This is a genomic window from Patescibacteria group bacterium (assembly GCA_041653535.1).
In the GTDB taxonomy this organism is placed as follows: Bacteria; Patescibacteriota; Patescibacteriia; order JACRDY01; family JACRDY01; genus JBAZFH01.
This window is the reverse complement of the sequence record JBAZFH010000003.1, coordinates 84,537-102,751: the sequence shown is the minus strand read 5'-3', so window position 1 is coordinate 102,751 and position 18,215 is coordinate 84,537. Positions and strand designations below refer to the sequence as shown.

The window sequence follows — 18,215 nt, the reverse complement described above, 5'->3', positions numbered from 1 at the left end:
AGCCCGGCAGAGCCGGGTCCGGCTTCGCCGGAAATTAAGAATGTATTTTTAAATCGGCTATTTTTAACTGCAGCTCCCTACTGCCATTCCATTCATTAATACCGACGTCGATTACGGCATCTATTTTATCACCTTTCTTAATACTGGCAAAATCAATCACTTTACCAAAACCAATGAGTTTACGCACCATGCCGTTATTCTGCCTGACCAACAATTTCAAATGTTTCATGTCTTTGCCCATTTTCTCTACTGAGTCTACCTCTAAACCAGTAGCCAAAAATCTAGGTCGGACATTACCCTCGCCAAAAGGCTCCATTTTTTCCAGTTCGTCATAAAGCGGCCAGCTCACATCAGCCAAATCAACTTCGCTATCGATTTCCAGAAAAGACATAAGTTCAACTTTTTCTAGCTGCACAGCTAAAGCTTTTTTGTACTCAACGACAAATTCTTCGAGAGAAGCTTCTGGTTTTAGAGTAAAGCCGTTAGCTTGAGCATGACCACCATAACGATATAAATATTTTTCTAGACCTTTGAGCGGTACGGTAATATCACTACCATCAATACCTCTGCCTGAGCCAACTATCTTACCTTCAAAACGCGAAATAATTACCACCGGTCGATAAAACCGTTCGCAAAGTCGACCGGCCACCAACCCCAATATTCCCGTTGGCCAATTGTCGCCTATACCGATAAGCAGCTTTTCATCTGCCGAAGCTTGCTGACCCAAATTCTTTTCCACTTGAGAAATAATATTTTCAGTCAAAGTCTGCCGCGCCGAGTTGCTTTTCTGGATTTGCTCAGCCATACTTTCCGCTTCTTGTTCGTCAGTAGTCATCAGTAGTCCATAGGCGTTATTGGCATGATCCATACGACCAGCGGCGTTTAGTCGCGGCGATATCTGAAAAGCGATCGAATAACTATTTAAACCCTTTTTAGGCAGATCGTCACGAAAGCTGCTCGGCACACCGCCGTTGCCACTGATACCGGCTTGTTTGAACAAAGCCTTTAGCCCCAGCCTTGGCGTTTTGTTTAGTACCACTAGACCGTAACGCACCAAAGTGCGGTTTTCACCGAGCAGCGGCATAACATCAGCCACTGTTCCGATAGCGACCAAATCCAGCAGCCATTTTTCAAAACCTTCCCAATTTTCTTTGTCATTTTTTTTCTTAGCCTCAGCAATCAATGCTTGCGCGACTTTAAAAGCCACGCCGACACCGGCCAACTGGCGAAAAGGATATTTCTCGCGAGCTAGCTGTGGATTGATAATAGCGTAAGCTGCTGGCAGGGTCACCGGCTCTTGGTGATGATCAGTAACTATCACATCTATTCCGGCCTTAGAGCAAAATTCCACTGCCGGCGCGTCCGACACGCCACAGTCAACAGTAATTACCAAATCAATTTTGTTATCAATAAAATATTGGGCGGTGGGAATCTGAAAACCATAGCCTTCTTTCTCCCGATGAGGAATATAAACATCAAACAATGTATCGATTTTTTCTTTTTTACCAAAAATCTCAACCATTTTCCGCAGTGTCGTCATCATTACTGTAGAGGCAGTAACTCCGTCAGCGTCATAGTCACCATGGACCACGATTTTTTCGCCTTTTTTTATAGCAGCAAATATTCTTTTTACCGCTTTGGCCATATCTTGAAAAATAAAAGGATCATGCAAATCTTGTTCGTAATCGGGATTAAAAAACTCATCTACTTTTTCCTGAGTGTCGATACCGCGACTATACAGCAATTGCAAAACCACCGGATTTATCTCCGGAAATCTATCTCTAAATTCCACCGGCATTTGCGGTGCTATTTGCCAAATTTTTGACATAAATTATGATATTAGGAGGATAGGAGGATAGGTAAAATACAAATGCATTAATTTACCCTCCTATCCTCCTACTCTCCTACACTCCCTATCCTCTTAAAACGCAATTGCCACGGTCCACAAAACCATTGACAACGCCACTAAGACATTAATTATAATCCAAATCGTCTTTTGTATCTTTTTTCTTTTTAATTTCATATCTCTTGACTAATAAACAATATAATAATAAGGTGAAGTAAGAAGCTTGAAAAAATGAGATAAAAATGCAAGAAAGAGGTATCGCGCCACCGGAACCAGATTGGCGTCGCCGCCATTGCGGCAAAACACTGTATCTTAGGAAAATGGAAGCCGCGCCCGAAGCCTGCCCTGCTTGCGGTAGCACCGACGTTCTGAACCTACATATTCAGGAATTCGTCGATCCGCCGCCATCTAACCTCGAACTTGAAGAGTTGAAGGAGGAACACTAATGCTGACTCAAACTGAATTCGACGCCTTGGCGCCCGACGATCCGCGCAAGGTGCTGGCAAAAGAATGCCAAAAACTGGAAATCGACATCGACCTCTGTCGCACCATCTACGACCCGCAAAAGGTGCGGGAAATCATTTTTGACTCCGACCCGCAGATGGCAAAACAAGTGGTCAGGGACATGGACAGCAAAACGTCTATCTACCCTTACCAGTATGAACCCGAGGAAGGTTTGCAAGAAATCACTCAAGCCGATTTTGACTTGTTGCCGCCCGATGATCCACGAGTAATGCTGTGCAACCGCTTCGGTTGGGGCGAAAAGGGCTCTGAAACCGAAGGATTTCACCTGCGAGTCAACCGCTGGGGTGCCGAAACTTTTTTGCGCGATTGCATTGCTCACGAAAAGGCAATGAAAGAGATCGAAGCTCTGCCGCCCGACAACCCCCGCCGTAAACTGTTCGAACAACACATTATGTAACCATCAACAATTTAAAGGAGCTGCCACCCGCGGCTCTTTTTTCTTTTCCCTAACTACCAACTACTAACTACCACCTACCAACTATCTCTTCAAAACCGCCATAAAAGCCTCGGACGGAATATCTACTTTACCCATAGCTTTCATTTTCTTTTTACCCTTTTTCTGTTTTTCTAGTAGCTTACGTTTACGCGTCACATCACCGCCATAGAGCTTGGCCGTAACGTCTTTACGCATAGCGGAAATCTTGTCTGAAGCAACTATCGTGCTACCAATCGCCGCCTGAATTTTCACCTCAAACATTTGTCGCGGTAAAACGTTTTTTAGCTCAGCTACTATTTTTTTACCAACTGAGTGTGCTTCATCGTGATAAACTATGGTTGAAAGTGCCTCAATCTTGTCACCGGCAACCAGTATATCCATTTTGTTTACTTCAGCTTTTTGGTAACCCTTATAGTCGTAGTTTAACGAAGCGTAACCTTGTGACACGCTTTTGAGCTTATCGTAAAAATCAATAATTAGTGAAGCTAGGGGCATTTCGTAATGCAGCACGGCTATCTTTTCATCCAAAAACTCTGTATTAATATAAATACCGCGCTTACCTTGAGTGACTTCCATAATCGGTCCTAGATAATCTTTTGGCGTCACCACATCGACTTTCATCACCGGCTCTTCGACGTGATCGAGGTAAGACGGATCCGGCATTTCTTGCGGACTTTTGATAGTTGACTCGTCGCCATTAGTTTTAAAAATTTTGTAAGCTACCGACGGCACAGTAATAACCAAATCAAGGTCATACTCGCGATGCAAACGCTCATGAACAATATCCAGATGTAACATGCCAAGAAAACCGCAGCGAAAACCGTACCCTAGCGCCGGTGAGTTTTCCGGCTCAAAAGTCAGCGCCGCGTCGTTTAACTTTAGTTTTTCTATACCTTCACGCAGCTGCTGATATTCGCTACCTTCTTTACAAAATATTCCGGCAAAAACCATCGGCTTTACTTCTTTATATCCGGGAAGCGGTTTGCTGTCGCCAAAACCAATCGTGTCACCGACGCGACATTCGGCAACTTCTTTTAATCCTGTTACCACATAACCGATTTCTCCGGCTAGCAGTTTATCTCTAGTCACCAGCTTTGGTCGCAGTACGCCAACTTCCAAAACTTCGCTAATCGCTCCAGTAGCCAAGAAATGCGCCTTGTCACCGCGCTTAATCTCTCCGGAAACGAGACGTATATCAGCCACTACGCCGCGATATTCGTCAAACTTGGAATCAAAAATCAAAGCTTGCAACGCTTTATCTTCCACAATAGTCGGTGGCGGCACATCTTTTATCACCGCGGCTAAAAGTTCGGTAACGCCAGCGCCGGTTTTAGCCGAAACCTTGATTACCTCCTCTGATTTACAACCAATCAAGTTAACAATCTCTTTTGTTACCCGCTCTGGATCGGCAGCCGGCAAATCAATTTTGTTGATCGCCGGAATAATCACCAGATTTTGTTCGAGCGCCATATAGAGGTTGGCTAGAGTTTGCGCCTGGATTCCTTGCGTAGCATCTACAAGTAATATCGCTCCCTCGACAGCGGCCAGGGAGCGCGACACTTCGTAGCTAAAGTCCACGTGCCCAGGAGTATCGATCAAATTTAAAATATAGCCCTGATAGTCCATTCGGACCGGCTGCAGTTTGATAGTGATACCACGCTCTTGCTCCAGATCCATCTGATCAAGTATTTGATCTTTCATTTCCCGCATTGAGACCGTTCCAGTGATTTCCAAAAGACGGTCAGCCAGAGTTGACTTACCGTGGTCAATATGCGCGATAATACAAAAATTTCGGATGTTATTCATAAAAAATAGTAACTAGCAGCTAGTAACTAGTGACTAGCTGCTAATCCCGATTTGCTACCATTCTACCTTATTGCTCCCTCTTTTTCAATGCTTTAACAAAATAAAAAAAACCCGACGGGTAGAGCGTTGACCTTTGATGGTCGGGGAATGCTCTTGTCGGGTTTTGGGTGGGACATCCCCTAGATGGGGATTTGAGGGCTATTTTTTTCAACTACTCTTCGGCGGTGTCGCCATTGGTGCGTCCGATAACCTGGATGCTGTCATCGGACAGAACAATGTAGTCGATGCCTTCAACGCCGGGGTTGATGAACAAATCTTCGACGCTGGCTGCGACGTCATCGGTCCCTTCACCGGAAACGTAGCTATCGCAGGCCATAAGCCCGCAAACGGCAATAATGGCGACAGCAACGAGGATGAAGAGAAACATGCGATCATCTTTCATTCCAGACTCCTTTGTTATCCCTTGTTGTAAAAAATCTTTATCTTATACTTAATATAATAGCATATTTTATAAATCTTGTCAATAGTAAAAACAAAAAATAGCCCTTATTTGGCTAATTTTAAACAAAATATTGTTAACAAAATCATTTCTAATTTCCAATTTCTAATTTCTTCACCCGCTGATCCTTAATTCGTAATTATTATCCCCATCTACCATCTACCAACTACCACTTCCTAGCTTTCTATCTCCTCTTCCACCTTTTCTACCGCCTCTTTGCGTAAAAAACGTCTTTTGAAAGACGCGGCAAAAACCAACATTTCCTCCGAACGCAAAAATAAACTGACTAAAATAAAAACAAGTATTCCTCCCAGTCCGGCAAGCAAGCCTTGAGAAAAAATACCGATAAAGGTTTCCGTGCCGGTATAAGGCTCGATAACATATTTCAAATACTGGGTTGTAAAACTCATTGTCAGTGTAGCAAGAGAAATTTTTACCACGGCAAAAATAATATTTACTTCGTCAAGACCGTTGGTTTTATGCCGTAACGCCAGCCAAAGAATAATTACCTGAATAATTGACGAAACCGAAAAAGCTAAAGCTAATCCCGCTACGCCATAATCTGCCGCCAACACCCAAGCCAGAGCGATATTAACCATGGCGCCAATTAGCCCAGCAATAAGCGGGATCATAGTGTTACTCCAAGCAAAAAATCCTCTAACTAGCAATGGTATCAAGCCTTGAGCAAAAAGACTGACGCTAAAAAACGCTAAAGCATCAGCAGTCAAAATCGTGTCTTCCCAATCGAAAGAACCGGCACCGAGTACTGCACGAACAATCTGGGCGCGCAAAACCAAAAACAAAGCCGAAAGCGGGATGATAAAAAACAAAATCTGTCGCGCTGTTACCGAAAAACTTTTGACAAATTCCTCCTTACTCTCCCCCGCTACTGCCGCCGACAATGTCGGAAAAGCAGCAATGGCAAAAGAAACCCCAAATATCCCTAGAGGAAAAGACTGTAGGTTATTAGCCAGATTAAAAACAGCGATTGACCCAGCGGCTAGCATTGAAGCAATAATATTAACGACAAAAAGATTAACCTGCGATACAGCCAGACCAAGCACCCGCGGCACCATCATCACTATTATTTCCCGCACACCGGCATGACGCAGTGACAGAATCGGACGATAACGAAAACCGCAACCGAAAATCGACGGCAGTTGCACAATCATATGCAAAAAAGCGCCAAGTACTACACCCCAGGCAAGAGCGTCGATCCCGAACGGAGTGACAAAAAACAGCGCGCCAATCATAATGCCGACGTTGTAAAAAATCGGCGCCAGCGAATAAACAAAAAATTTCTTTTGCGATTGCAGTATTCCGCCCCAAACCGCACTAATACCCAAAAATAAGGGCGATAAAAACATTATTCTTGTCATTGTAACGGTAGATGCTTGTGCCGCAGCGGAAAAACCCGGAGCCAGCAGCGATACCAACCAAGGCGTAAAAACAAATAAAACCGCGGAAATAATTGCCACTCCGATAATCACAACATTTAAAACCGCGGCGGCTAATCGCCAACCTTCGTCTTCAGATTTTTTAAAATAACGAATAAACACCGGAATAAACCCGGCTGACAGCGCACCCAGAATCAAAAGGTTATAGACCAAATCAGGAATACGAAAGGCAGCATAATATATATCCAAAGTTTCTCCCGCGCCGAACTCTCCAGCCAGCACTCTGTCCCGCAAAACACCAAGCAGGCGCGAAACCAAAGAAGCGGCGCCAATGATTATTGCCGCCGAAGTAATAGTTTTAGACTCACCGCTTAGTAAGCGCTTAATCATAGAAAAACTGCATTTTAAATCATTATCCTAGCGTCAACCACCAGACACCCTTTTCGCATCGCCATCGCCGGATTAATATCAATTTCACTTATTTGCGGAAAATCAACCGTTAGGCGCGATAATTTTACCAAAATATCAGCGATCTTTTCAACGTCTACACTGCCCTGACCGCGAACGCCAAAAAGCACTTTCGCCGCCTTAATATCACCAATCATTTCCAACGCCTCGTCATGACCAATCGGCGCCACTCTAAAAGTAACGTCTTTCAAAATCTCGACATAAATACCGCCAAGACCAAACATTATCACTGGACCAAACTGCGCGTCGCGCTTGACCCCGATAATAATCTCTTTAGCGTCGCGCAACATTGGTTGTACCAGTATCTGACCTTTATATTTTTTGGCAATCTTATAAAGTTTTTGAAAACCAACGCCGACCTCCTTTTCATTTTTTAGATTTACCAATACTGCTCCCGCATCGCTTTTATGAATTAATTTTTTCGCTACCACTTTCATTGCTATCGGATAGCCAAATTTTTTGGCAGTTTTAACCGCTGTCGCCGAATCAACAACCACCACGGATTTTACTAAAGGAATTTTGTAAGCCTTCAACATTTCTTCCGTTTTACCCCATTCTAACTGACCTTTATCTGACCACAAATCTTTTTCTATCCGACTCCAGGTTTTAAAATCAATCGCCCGCCATTCTGATATCTTTTTTGGCTTTGCTCGCCACTGTCGGTATTTTTCCATCGCCGCCAAAGAATCAACCGCCTCTTCGGGATATTCGTAAACCGGAACATTTGCTTGCCTCAGAATATCCACACCGCTTGCCACTTTTTTTCCGCCGATAAAACTGGCACACAACGGCTTTTTATATTTTTTACCCAAAGAAACAACTACCTGTGCCGTCTGCGATATTTCCGTTACTGTCTGAGGTGTCAACAATACTATCACTCCATTAACATTTTTATCTTGTAAAACAGCTTCCAGCGCCACGGCGTAGCGGTCTGCCCGCGCATCACCAATTACGTCGATCGGATTATGCAAAGCTGCAGCTGCCGGTAATCCCTTTTTTAGCTTATTGATCGTAGCCGGAGAAAACCTTGCCATCCGTAAAACACTTTGCGCTATGGCATCAGTGGTCATCACGCTCGGACCGCCGGCGTTGGCAACAATGGCAATATTTCTACCTTTTATCAACGGCTCACTCTGAAAAAGCTTCGCGTAATTAAATAGTTCGCGTAGGTCGTTTGCTCTGATTACTCCCGCCGCACTAAAAGCAGCGGAAATCACCTGATCACTGCCGGCTAAACTGCCGGTATGCGAAGAAATCGCTTTTTGCCCCTCGTTTGATCTGCCGGATTTTAAAATAATTACTGGCTTACTTTTAGCTACCTTACGACAAATCTCCAAAAACTTTCGACCGTCAGCGATTCCCTCCAGATAGCCCAAAATCACATCGGTATTTTTATCGTTAGCTAAAAATTCCAATAAGTCATTTTCGGTAATTCCGGCTTTATTACCCAAACTGATAAAACGACTAAAACCAATGTTGTTATTTTTTGCCCAATCAAGCATGGCGGTACAAATCGCTCCGGACTGCGAAAAAAAAGCTATTCTGCCGCGATCAATCATACCATCTGCAAAAGAAGCATTGAGATTATCAACCGAATCAAGGATGCCAAGACAGTTTGGTCCTAGAAGATTAATATTATATTTTTTGGTTATTTCTTGGATATCTTGTTCCAGCTGCGCCCCGGCACCACCGACTTCCTTGAATCCAGCGGAAATGATGATCACACTTAAAATATTTTTTTGCCCGCATTCCTCCAAAACTTTTGGCACTACTGCCGCCGGCACAACAACAACAGCTAAATCAATCTGCCCGGCGATATCGCCGACCGACTGATAACATTTTAACCCTAAAATATTTTTTGCTTCGGGATTAACCGGATAAACTTTACCGCGATATTTATATCGCAAAATATTAGCAAGTATGGTATAACCCAGCTTACCTCTTTCCCTTGACGCCCCTATTACCGCTATTGAACGAGGCGCAAAAAATTTTTTTAACATAGATGGCTTTTTTATTTTATAATTCGCAGCAATCCGTTCTGCGCTCCCACCTGAGTGGTTAACGAAGCCGAATTTTTACCGGCTGCTGCCAACGCTTTTTTGATATCGCCAAACCTTTCCCAGCCCGCAACAAAAGTAGAATTAAAACAATCCCCGACCCCAGTAGTATCAACAACATCTTTCTCCCGACTGAGAGCCTTTTGGTAATAAAAATTTTTACCATCATAAACGTAACCACCTTTGCGTCCGTTAGTAACAATGACAATTTTGGGTCCCATCGCCTTTATCGCCTTCGATAAAAATTTTATATCGTTTAATCTATTGCCGGCGTTTTTATATTTTTTAGCTGTCAAGACCAGTTCAATAGCCTCATCTTTATTGACAGCAAAAATTTCAGTTTTCTCTAAATATTTTTTTAACCGAGAATACCCCGCTTTTAATTGCTGCTCTCCGGGATTCCAGGCAACTAACGCTTTTTGTTTGAAAATCTTATCAATAACTGCCAGCCATTTTTTTCCTGACAAAGAAGCAAGATAATACCATTTACTCTTAATCCTTCCCCGTAAAACGTCAGCCGCCAAATCATTATTGGCACCGCGATAAAGAAAAATCACGTGCTCCTTTTCCCTTCCCGCTGTTAAAATAAAAGAAAAGCCGGTCATTTTACCAGCATGCTTTTCCATCAAAGATATATCGACTCCTGATTTTTTAAAATTATTCAACACCGCTAAACCATTTTCATCATTACCGACAGCGGTTATTACCGCCGTTTTAAAACCCTGCAAAGAAAAATTGACTGCCGCGTTTGCCGCGCCGCCGCCGAAAGTAAAATAGGTTTTTTCAATTTCTATCTTGGAACCATATTCGAAACACAAACTTTTTGGCTGAGTCAAATTTTGCGGAGTAAAAATAAAATTGGCTTGTGGATCATAGAACATAAAATCTCTGGTTGACCCGCCAATGGTAACGAATTGATATTTTGGTAAAAACATATTTTATTTGATAATTAAAATCTTCCTTTTTTATAAATAACAAATATTAAAGTAATGATAAATAAAATGGCTATGCCAAAAAATCCGAAAACCATCTCTGGTTGTTCGGCATAAGGCAGCCGCGACAAGTTCATACCATAAATACCGGAAAGTAAAGTCAATGGCATCAAAGCAACAGAAATTACTGTCAATATTTTTATCGTTCTGTTAGTTCTCTGGGAGATTAACGATTCATTAGTAAGATGCAAACCGTCGACACTGTCTTTAAAATTTTCCACCGTCACGCACATTTTCTCCACGTAATCGTCAATATTATCAAAATAATCTACCATTTCAACGGGAATAAAATCTTTGCGTGTCCCGACCAAAGTGTTGATAGTCATTTTTTGCGGTTCGAGAATGCGACGTAAAGCTAAAACCCCACGACGAATATTAGCTAAATCATGAGCCACGCTTTTTAACTCATGATCATACACATCGTCTTCCACCTCGGCCAGCTTTTGTGACCAATAATCCAGTGAAGAATTAGAGCTGCGCAACAATATTTCCAAAATTTTATATAAAAGAAAACTAGGACTTTTGCCCAGCCATATTTTTTTCAGTTTGTCGCCTTTATCCATCTTATCGAATATCTCCCGTAAAACAGGGAATGGTTTTTTGGAAACAGTGACTAAACAATCTTTAGTCAAAAATATATCCACCTCCCTGCCTCTAATTTTGTTCTTTTCCTGCGCGTCATAATAAGGAAAGACACAAATTAAAAAAATATAATATCTGTAAACATCTATCTTGGGACGTTGCCGAGCAGACAAAACATCCTCCAGATCAAGCGGATGAAATTTAAAATTTTCTTTCAAATAATCACCGGCGTCTTCCCCGACCTGGTCAATAAAAACCCATGAATTTACTTTGCCGCTAATTTTTTTAATAGCCATAACCGCTGTTTAATATAAACGTTAATATTATAGTCTATTTTGAGAAAATTTACCAAAAACACCCGGGCTTGATTTTTTCCGTCTATCTGCTAATATACTGGATTATAAAAATGTTTCTTGACAAACGGAGGAACTAATAAGTTGAAACAGATAAAAGGCGGGACGGTTGCTCTAGCAAATAGTACCTGGGCAACCTTAAGCCCACAATCTGGCGGTGATTTTTCTCCTTTTCGGGAAAATCGAGCCGGGTTAAATGAATCAATCAAGGAATATCTTCAGTCGATTCACTATCCAAGATACCAACACTTGCCACCGCTGGTTTTTATGCCAGCACATCAGCATACTGATACCATTCACGTAGCTGGCAAATCACCTGCTCCGAAATTTTTCGATGGGGTGATAACTGCCGGACCAAGCGTAATAGTTAGCCTGCTTGCTGACTGTCTGGGCCTGGCATTTCGCGACGAAAAAGAAAATGTCACCGGACTACTTCATATCAGCCGGATCACTATCGGCAAAGGAATTATTGAATCTTTTGCCAAAGCCTGGCCGGGTAACGCCAAAACCACGCGCGTTGCTATATTACCAGGAATATGCAAAAGATGCCTTTCCTTTCCCGTCGACGAGTTCCACGGAAAAATCATGCCGCACATGCCGAAATTGACTATGTATTTTTCCACTGTCAGAAAAAACCAAGTGTATGTTGATTTGAAAAAATTAACCTTACACCTTCTATGGCAAAACGGCTTCAACCAGCTTCACACCACAGTCAGTAAAGACTGTACTGTCTGTGACCCAAACGATTACTACTGGTCGCATCGTCGACACGGCAATCCCCGCGGAGCCGTCATCATTATTAACGAATAAATAATCATAGACCTTCAAAAGAAGGTCTTTTTTTATTGACAAAAATAATTTTACATGTTAACATTTCTGATTAATCGAACATTAAAAATCCGATTTTCTACGGAGGTATATAGATGGAAATTCGGAAAGCAGTGCGGTCTCTAAGCGAATTCATCCGCAAGATGACCGCCGATGGCGTCCACGATAAAGAGTCGTATCACCAGTGGAAAAAAGACCATCTGGCTGATATGGAAAAGTTTTTCTGGTTCAATCCCCAAAAAGGCTGGCCAAATATTAATAATTTAGTCAACGCCTTTTTTCATCCTACCCTGCCACTAGTTGGTCTAAACTACAGCCCCCTGGCGCACAACACCCTATTTGCCTTTCCTGATGCTTGGACCGATCCATTGCGTCTTTGCCGCGGCATCATCTTTGATTCTGACGGCAATCTGGTAGCCCGACCTTTCGTCAAGTTTTACAACTACGGTGAACATCCGGAAACCACCGACTTGCCGAATGAATCATTTGAGGCCACAACCAAGCACGACGGTCATCTGGGAATCATCTTTGAGTATCAAAAGCAGTTGCTCCTGACCACCCGTGGTGATTTTGCCAGCGCTAGCTCGGTGCTTGGTAACAAGATGCTGCGCCAGTACGCCCGCAAACACGGCTGGAAAAAAATCTACGACGGAAACATTTGCTTGCTTGTCGAGATTATCCATCCGGATACCAAGGTATTCCTCGAATACGCTGGAGCCGAAAAGTTCATCCTAATCGGCGCCACCAATCGAGTCACATTGGAAGACTATTGCTATCCCATAGTTACCGCTTTGGCCAAAAAATTCCACATCGAAATGACCGATCTGTGGCATGGTCAGTCGATTGAGGAGCTAAAGACCTGGATAAAAGACCCGACGGTCAAAAACCGTGAGGGTTTCGTCGTCCGGTTTAAAAGCGGTCTGCGGGTCAAGTTTAAGTTTACCACCTACATCGCCATGATGGTAGCTGACAAACTTGACTACAAATATCTGATGCTGCGATATATGTCCGGCAATCTGGAAAAAATGCTTGGCATTCTGGAAGAGGAAGTCTACTTGTCAGCAAAACAAATGCTGCAAGAAATTCTCGATATCACCGGAAACGGCAAACCGCAGAAGGATCGCTGGCGCGCCCTCTATACCCTGGTCGCACCCGAAGAGAGAACCAGCTATTTCCGGGGCATCTGCCGGCAGTTCATCAAGTTCTACGACAAAAAATAAACCATCAACAAAACGACCCGATTTATTTCGGGCCGTTTTTCTTTTGTATAGAGCTTTAGTCCAAATTTAACCTAAAAGACGGAATATCTTCAGTCGCCGAATCAACTATACTCTTGAATTGCTCCTCGCTTATATATTTAGGTTTATATTTCAGTTCACCTTCTTTCTCAGGCAACGATTTCCATAATTCACGCAGATGATTTCTGGCTACCTGCGCCAATAAATTATAAGACTGACGTAAATCCGGTCGAGCGGTAGAAAACGTAAATTGTTCAATATCTTTAATATTAAATTCAATCATTTCTAAACCAGCAACTAAAGCCGCTTCGCCAGAAGCTTCTCCGGCTACTGTCTGTTTGTCAAAAAATTCTTTTATTTTTTTATCAGCAAACTCACCGGTTGGTAGGTCCATCCCAGCTTGATCAGCTAGTTCGTATTTTTCCAATAAAATTTTAACAGCAGCAACATGCCCGCTTTCAGCCGTTGCCAAATAACCAAAAGGTTTTTCCCGGTATTTTTCCGCCATCTTAGCAAAAAAATCCCGCAGCATCTTTTCTTCGCCAGCCAGATAAACAAGTCCCGTCTTTTCTTTTTCACCAAGTCCTTCGGCGGAATTTTGATTAATTATTTTTTTAAACAATTCCAAATCTATAGTCGAGGCACCACTATCATCAATAACGATTATTCTCTCCCTTTCTGTCTGCTGATTGTCCGTCCCCCGCCCAGCACAACCGGCAAATAAAAAAATAATCGCCAAAAGCAACCATAAAGATAAAAATACTTTTTTCATATTTTAAAATTATTTCAAACGCACCGCCACTATTTCCGGGCTATTACCAGTACGCATCGGCGGACCCCAGGTACCGGTACCGCTGCTGACATAAATGGAAAAACCGCCGTCAATTTTCAAACCATAATCATAACCGCGATAAATAAGTTTTGTTATCCAGGTAAAAGGAAAGAGCTGACCCTTGTGAACATGCCCGGAAAGCTGCAGATCAATACCTATCTCTTTGGCATAAGAAAAATCAACATCGGGATACCAGTAAGTATTAAATTTAGCATGCGCTTTATCGCTGACGACATTGGTCGGAGTATGATAAAGCAGTATTGTCGGTTTTTCCGGAAAAAAATTTTGTCCCGGACGAATAATCTCCCTAATATCTTTTTGACCTTCAAACTCAGGGTAATTGATACCGACAAGCTGCAAACCATCGATATCGACGATATCATCGTGTAAAACCTTTATTTGAGTTTTTTCTAAAAATTTAAAAATATCCTCTACCCCCAAATAAGCCTCGTGGTTACCGGTAACAAAATAAACTCCTTGAGCGGACCGGATTTTGTTTAACGGTTCGATAAAAGAATCCAGGTCTCCGTCCATGCCGTCAAAAAGATCTCCGGTTATCACCACCAGCTCGGGATTTAAACTATTAACTTTTTTTACCACTCTGGACAAAAAATCAGGTCGATGGACCGAACCCAAATGAACATCGGAAAGCTGAACTATTGTTTTATCCGTCCAATAAGCTGGCAAATTTTTTGCCGATACTGTAATATTTTTTATCTTCGGATTTGCCGCGGTCCAAACCGAAAATCCCGAATAAACCAGGGTCAAGACAAATATAATAATGCTAAAATCTCTAAGATTAAACTTCCAACCGATTAATCCCAAAATCGTCACCACAACCAAAATAAACAAACTGGCTAATAATAAATTTAACATCAGCCCCAGCCAGAAACCAGCCGCGTCATAAATAGCCCGAGTAAACGGGGTGTCAAACCAATGGACGACAAGTGAAGCAATAACAAAACTGAGGGATAAGCAAATCAAAACTGCAAAAAGAACGTTTCGCGTGAAAACGTTGCTAATTCCCAAAAAATTAATCAAGGCGTGATAAAGGATTACGTGACCGGCAATTACGATAGCCAGCACCACGCAAACAAATAAGGCAAACCTAACAATCATAATTTAAACTTCCTATTTACTATTTCCTATATACTAACTACTAGCCGCTAGCTGCTATTTAATTGGCTCGGGGACAGGGAGTCGCGTCCTGGGCAGCGCCCAAAGCTCGCACTTGCTCGCTTTGGTCGGACACTAGCCACCTTCGGCGGCTCGCTCCTGCCCTTCGACTCCAGTTTTAAAACAATCTATTTCCTATATACTAACTACTAGCCGCTAGCTGCTATTTAATTGGCTCGGGGACAGGGAGTCGAACCCCAATTACCAGGGCCAGAACCTGGCGTCCTACCATTAGACGATCCCCGAATATTAAATAGTATACAGGATGCAGGATACTGGATACAGGATAAAAAAATACACGAGTAATAAGAGACCCTGTCTCCTGTCTCCTGTCTCCTGCTACCCTACCACTTTCCCACCAAACATTTCCGCCACACCAGAAGCAACGTCAATACTGGGAGCAGATGAAACCGCCGGCGTCTCAATATCTATGTCATCACTAAACACCGGTTCCACCAGCAAATCAACGCCCAGTAGTTTACTCAAAATATTCTCAAGTGTCAATTTGTTCTTGTTATCAGCTATTCTTTCCTGATGAAACTTATATTTAAAACCTATTTTGACTACATTATTATCAACTTCTAACGGTTTACTGACTTTTAATGTCAAAGCTAAAGAATGATAGTCTTCACTGATTTTAGTGATTATTTCATTCCACTGTTTGGATACATCTTCTATCTTCAGCACTCCACTACTCTTTGTCACTTTCTTTTTTTCTTCAACTTCCGGTTGCGACTCCGGATCATTATTTACAACTGTCGCTGACCTATCTTCTTTGCCCCCGCCAGCCGGCTTAACATTATCATCTTTTTTATGAACCATTTCTTTAACCAATGTCGCTGACGCATACGTGCTCTCGCCACAAAGTTCAACCACTGCCATTTCTAGCGGCAGCTGCGTGATAGCGCTTTGCTTGACTGCTGACAACCGATCAACAAAAGTATCTATAAATAAAACGATTTTTTTTAAATCAAGTTTATCCAGTAGCGCGATAATCTTTTTTTCTTCGTCAGCTTCAAACTCCAGAGCAAACTCTTCTAGTTTACCCGATATTTTGACCAGTAATATTTTGCGCAAAAATTCTACCAGGTCAATAGTAAACTGCACCAAATTCACTCCTTCGTTAGCTAGGCGGTTTATTAACTGCAACGCCCGAGCTGTGTCTTTCGCCACCAGATAATCAACTAGCTCGGAAACTAAAATAAAATTAGATCGCGGGATTACTAGCTCGGCTTGTTCCAGCGTTATTTTTTTTTCACCAAGTGAAAGTATTTGCCCGAGCAGTCCGACAGCGTCGCGCAAATATCCTTCCGAATGGCGAGTGATTGCCATCAGTACTTCTTTATCGCAACTAACCCCCTCTTTCTTGGCAATAAAGCTAAGGTGGTTGACAATATCACCCAGCACAACTTTTTTGAAATCAAAACGCTGACAGCGAGAAATAATCGTCGCCGGTATTTTGTGGATTTCGGTAGTACACAAAATAAAAATAACGTGCGCCGGAGGCTCTTCCATTATTTTGAGCAGCGCGTTAAAAGCCGACAGCGAAAGCATGTGGACTTCGTCGATAATAAAAACTTTATATTTCCAGCGACTGGGGTTGAACCTAGCGTTTTCGATAATATTTTCTCGGACATTATCAACACCGGTGTGAGACGCGGCATCGATTTCGATCACGTCCAAACAGTTGCCGTTTTTTACTTCTTCGCAAGCCTCGCATTTGTCACACGGCTCATCGCCGTTTTTACGATCAATACAATTCACGGCTTTGGCCAAAATTCTCGCGATTGACGTTTTGCCAATACCGCGCGGACCAGAAAACAAATAAGCATGGGCTAGATTGCCCTGCTTGACTTCGTTTTGCAGCGTGACTTTGACATGGTTTTGACCGACCACATCGGCAAAAGTCTGCGGCCTATATTTACGATAGAGACTAACTGCCATAGCAGTAAAATATTAGCATAATTAATGTCTAGTGCCTAGTGCCCAATCTCTGAAGATAATGCCAATTTGTTCTAAATACCGTTACTAAAAACATTGACAAAAAATCAACATCCTGATAAGACTAGACCATCACCTTACCACGGCGGTGCCGTGTAACAACAGCAGGCGGTGCCTGCAAGGAGACTGGAAATGCTCATTAAAATCGATTTAGACGTAAAAGGATTGGAAGAATTAACCAGATACCTTCGCGGTTCCGAAAATATGTGGACGGATCATGGCGGTCTTCACCGATTTTTCGCCTGGATTAAATCCGCCAAAATGACCGGCAAGCCGGACGATCCGGCGCCGAAAACAAACGTAACTCTGGAAATTCTGGAAACGTATCAACCTGAAAAACAGTTAGGGATCAAGAACGTTCCCCTTTCCAAGATAACCGCGGTTTTTAAATCGCTGGCAATCTTTGAAAACAATGCGACTCCTTTTAATTTTGAAGGGGCGTATTTTATCCTGATCCCGGCTGATACTGGCTCTAATTACTACTGGGCCACTCTTACTGGCCATCGAGTAAACATCATTCCTTATTCCGTACAAGATCCGCCCGGAAAATTTTTGGATAATCAACCCCCGAGATTCGACGTCAAACACTATGACGAATCGACGCCCGGTTGTAATGTTTACGATAGCGCCACCGTAGATGGTTTTTCCGCCGCCCTTCTTTTAGCTGCCGATTGGGCCAAAAAAGGTTCGCCAGCCTACCAGACGACCACCGCGCCAAGAGTCACTCGAGTCGTGGATGGTGTACATTTTGTTTGGGTGATGGAAGGCAATTCATTTTTCAAACCACACTGGCGGGCTATTGCCCACGCCGAAATAGAAGTTCGACCACCGCAAAAACTGGACGACGACTGGACGGTGCGTCCGTTGCACGGTGGCAATACTCCTGCAAAAAGCGAAGGAGATGCCCTAGTTCTGGCGGCGGCACTGACACAAAAACACCGCTATCACCCCATAATTTCCGCGCTAAAAATTATCGACTCCGATCATCCCAGGCGTTTCGATCTGGCTTGCAGCCATGTCGGCAAAGAAGCGGCTTTCGCGTTACTTATCGCTCATTTGCGATCAAAAATCATTCTGGGTAGCGACTCTACCGACCTACCCAACGCCGACCTGGCAATTGACAAAGAAATCCAACGAATCTTAACTGAAATGCAAATCACCTTCTAACATCCTAGCGAC

At 42.9% G+C, this 18,215-nt stretch carries 15 protein-coding genes and 1 tRNA gene; 5 read left to right on the top strand and 11 right to left on the bottom strand.

What is annotated here, in order from left to right; genetic code table 11:
* Positions 1 to 34 precede the first annotated feature (34 nt).
* Complete coding sequence (gene recJ, locus WC310_04070; GenBank protein ID MFA5358964.1) at positions 35 to 1,828, bottom strand: single-stranded-DNA-specific exonuclease RecJ; 1,794 nt, start codon at positions 1,826 to 1,828, stop codon at positions 35 to 37.
* Positions 1,829 to 2,088: 260 nt separating this feature from the next.
* On the opposite strand from recJ, the gene WC310_04065 reads away from it, so the two are divergent.
* Together WC310_04065 and WC310_04060 are read left to right on the top strand one after the other, a co-directional pair.
* A complete protein-coding gene (locus tag WC310_04065; protein MFA5358963.1) occupies positions 2,089 to 2,292 on the top strand; it encodes a hypothetical protein in 204 nt (67 codons plus the stop codon).
* On the top strand, positions 2,292 to 2,768 hold the full coding sequence (locus WC310_04060) for a hypothetical protein (GenBank protein MFA5358962.1): 477 nt from the start codon (positions 2,292 to 2,294) through the stop codon (positions 2,766 to 2,768). The genes WC310_04065 and WC310_04060 overlap by 1 nt, the downstream gene beginning before the upstream one ends.
* Positions 2,769 to 2,849: 81 nt before the next feature.
* Here WC310_04060 and lepA read toward each other — a convergent pair whose 3' ends face one another.
* The 6 genes from lepA to WC310_04030 form a co-directional block, all read right to left on the bottom strand.
* Entirely contained in the window at positions 2,850 to 4,613 is a 1,764-nt protein-coding gene (lepA, locus tag WC310_04055) for a translation elongation factor 4 (GenBank protein ID MFA5358961.1), read from the bottom strand.
* Between the two features lie 211 nt (positions 4,614 to 4,824).
* Positions 4,825 to 5,055 (bottom strand): hypothetical protein, encoded by a 231-nt coding sequence (locus tag WC310_04050; GenBank protein ID MFA5358960.1) that lies wholly within the window; start codon positions 5,053 to 5,055, stop codon positions 4,825 to 4,827.
* 233 nt (positions 5,056 to 5,288) lie between these two features.
* The gene (gene murJ / locus WC310_04045) at positions 5,289 to 6,899 is read right to left on the bottom strand and encodes a murein biosynthesis integral membrane protein MurJ (GenBank protein MFA5358959.1); all 1,611 of its coding nucleotides are present in this window, start codon (positions 6,897 to 6,899) and stop codon (positions 5,289 to 5,291) included.
* A 14-nt stretch (positions 6,900 to 6,913) separates the two neighbouring features.
* The gene (locus WC310_04040) at positions 6,914 to 8,977 is read right to left on the bottom strand and encodes an acetate--CoA ligase family protein (GenBank protein ID MFA5358958.1); all 2,064 of its coding nucleotides are present in this window, start codon (positions 8,975 to 8,977) and stop codon (positions 6,914 to 6,916) included.
* Between the two features lie 11 nt (positions 8,978 to 8,988).
* Positions 8,989 to 9,969 carry a PfkB family carbohydrate kinase gene (locus tag WC310_04035; protein MFA5358957.1) on the bottom strand — a complete coding sequence of 327 codons (981 nt, stop codon included), beginning with the start codon at positions 9,967 to 9,969 and terminating at the stop codon, positions 8,989 to 8,991.
* A 14-nt stretch (positions 9,970 to 9,983) separates the two neighbouring features.
* Positions 9,984 to 10,904 (bottom strand): magnesium transporter CorA family protein, encoded by a 921-nt coding sequence (locus tag WC310_04030; GenBank protein MFA5358956.1) that lies wholly within the window; start codon positions 10,902 to 10,904, stop codon positions 9,984 to 9,986.
* 141 nt (positions 10,905 to 11,045) lie between these two features.
* Between WC310_04030 and WC310_04025 the strand changes: the two genes are divergently transcribed.
* Together WC310_04025 and WC310_04020 are read left to right on the top strand one after the other, a co-directional pair.
* Positions 11,046 to 11,771, top strand: coding sequence for a laccase domain-containing protein (locus WC310_04025; GenBank protein MFA5358955.1), 726 nt, complete (start codon positions 11,046 to 11,048; stop codon positions 11,769 to 11,771).
* A 113-nt stretch (positions 11,772 to 11,884) separates the two neighbouring features.
* Positions 11,885 to 13,009 carry a T4 RnlA family RNA ligase gene (locus WC310_04020; protein MFA5358954.1) on the top strand — a complete coding sequence of 375 codons (1,125 nt, stop codon included), beginning with the start codon at positions 11,885 to 11,887 and terminating at the stop codon, positions 13,007 to 13,009.
* Positions 13,010 to 13,064: 55 nt separating this feature from the next.
* Here the strand turns inward: WC310_04020 and WC310_04015 are convergent, their stop codons facing one another.
* From WC310_04015 to dnaX, 4 genes are all read right to left on the bottom strand, one after another.
* The gene (locus tag WC310_04015) at positions 13,065 to 13,799 is read right to left on the bottom strand and encodes a DUF2202 domain-containing protein (protein ID MFA5358953.1); all 735 of its coding nucleotides are present in this window, start codon (positions 13,797 to 13,799) and stop codon (positions 13,065 to 13,067) included.
* A gap of 9 nt (positions 13,800 to 13,808) precedes the next feature.
* A complete protein-coding gene (locus WC310_04010) occupies positions 13,809 to 14,978 on the bottom strand; it encodes a metallophosphoesterase (GenBank protein ID MFA5358952.1) in 1,170 nt (389 codons plus the stop codon).
* A 229-nt stretch (positions 14,979 to 15,207) separates the two neighbouring features.
* Positions 15,208 to 15,281: transfer RNA gene (locus tag WC310_04005), tRNA-Gln, on the bottom strand.
* A gap of 93 nt (positions 15,282 to 15,374) precedes the next feature.
* Positions 15,375 to 16,979: a DNA polymerase III subunit gamma/tau gene (gene dnaX / locus WC310_04000; GenBank protein ID MFA5358951.1), complete on the bottom strand. Its 1,605-nt coding sequence runs from the start codon at positions 16,977 to 16,979 to the stop codon at positions 15,375 to 15,377.
* Positions 16,980 to 17,168: 189 nt separating this feature from the next.
* On the opposite strand from dnaX, the gene WC310_03995 reads away from it, so the two are divergent.
* Positions 17,169 to 18,203 carry a hypothetical protein gene (locus WC310_03995; GenBank protein ID MFA5358950.1) on the top strand — a complete coding sequence of 345 codons (1,035 nt, stop codon included), beginning with the start codon at positions 17,169 to 17,171 and terminating at the stop codon, positions 18,201 to 18,203.
* Positions 18,204 to 18,215 lie beyond the last annotated feature (12 nt).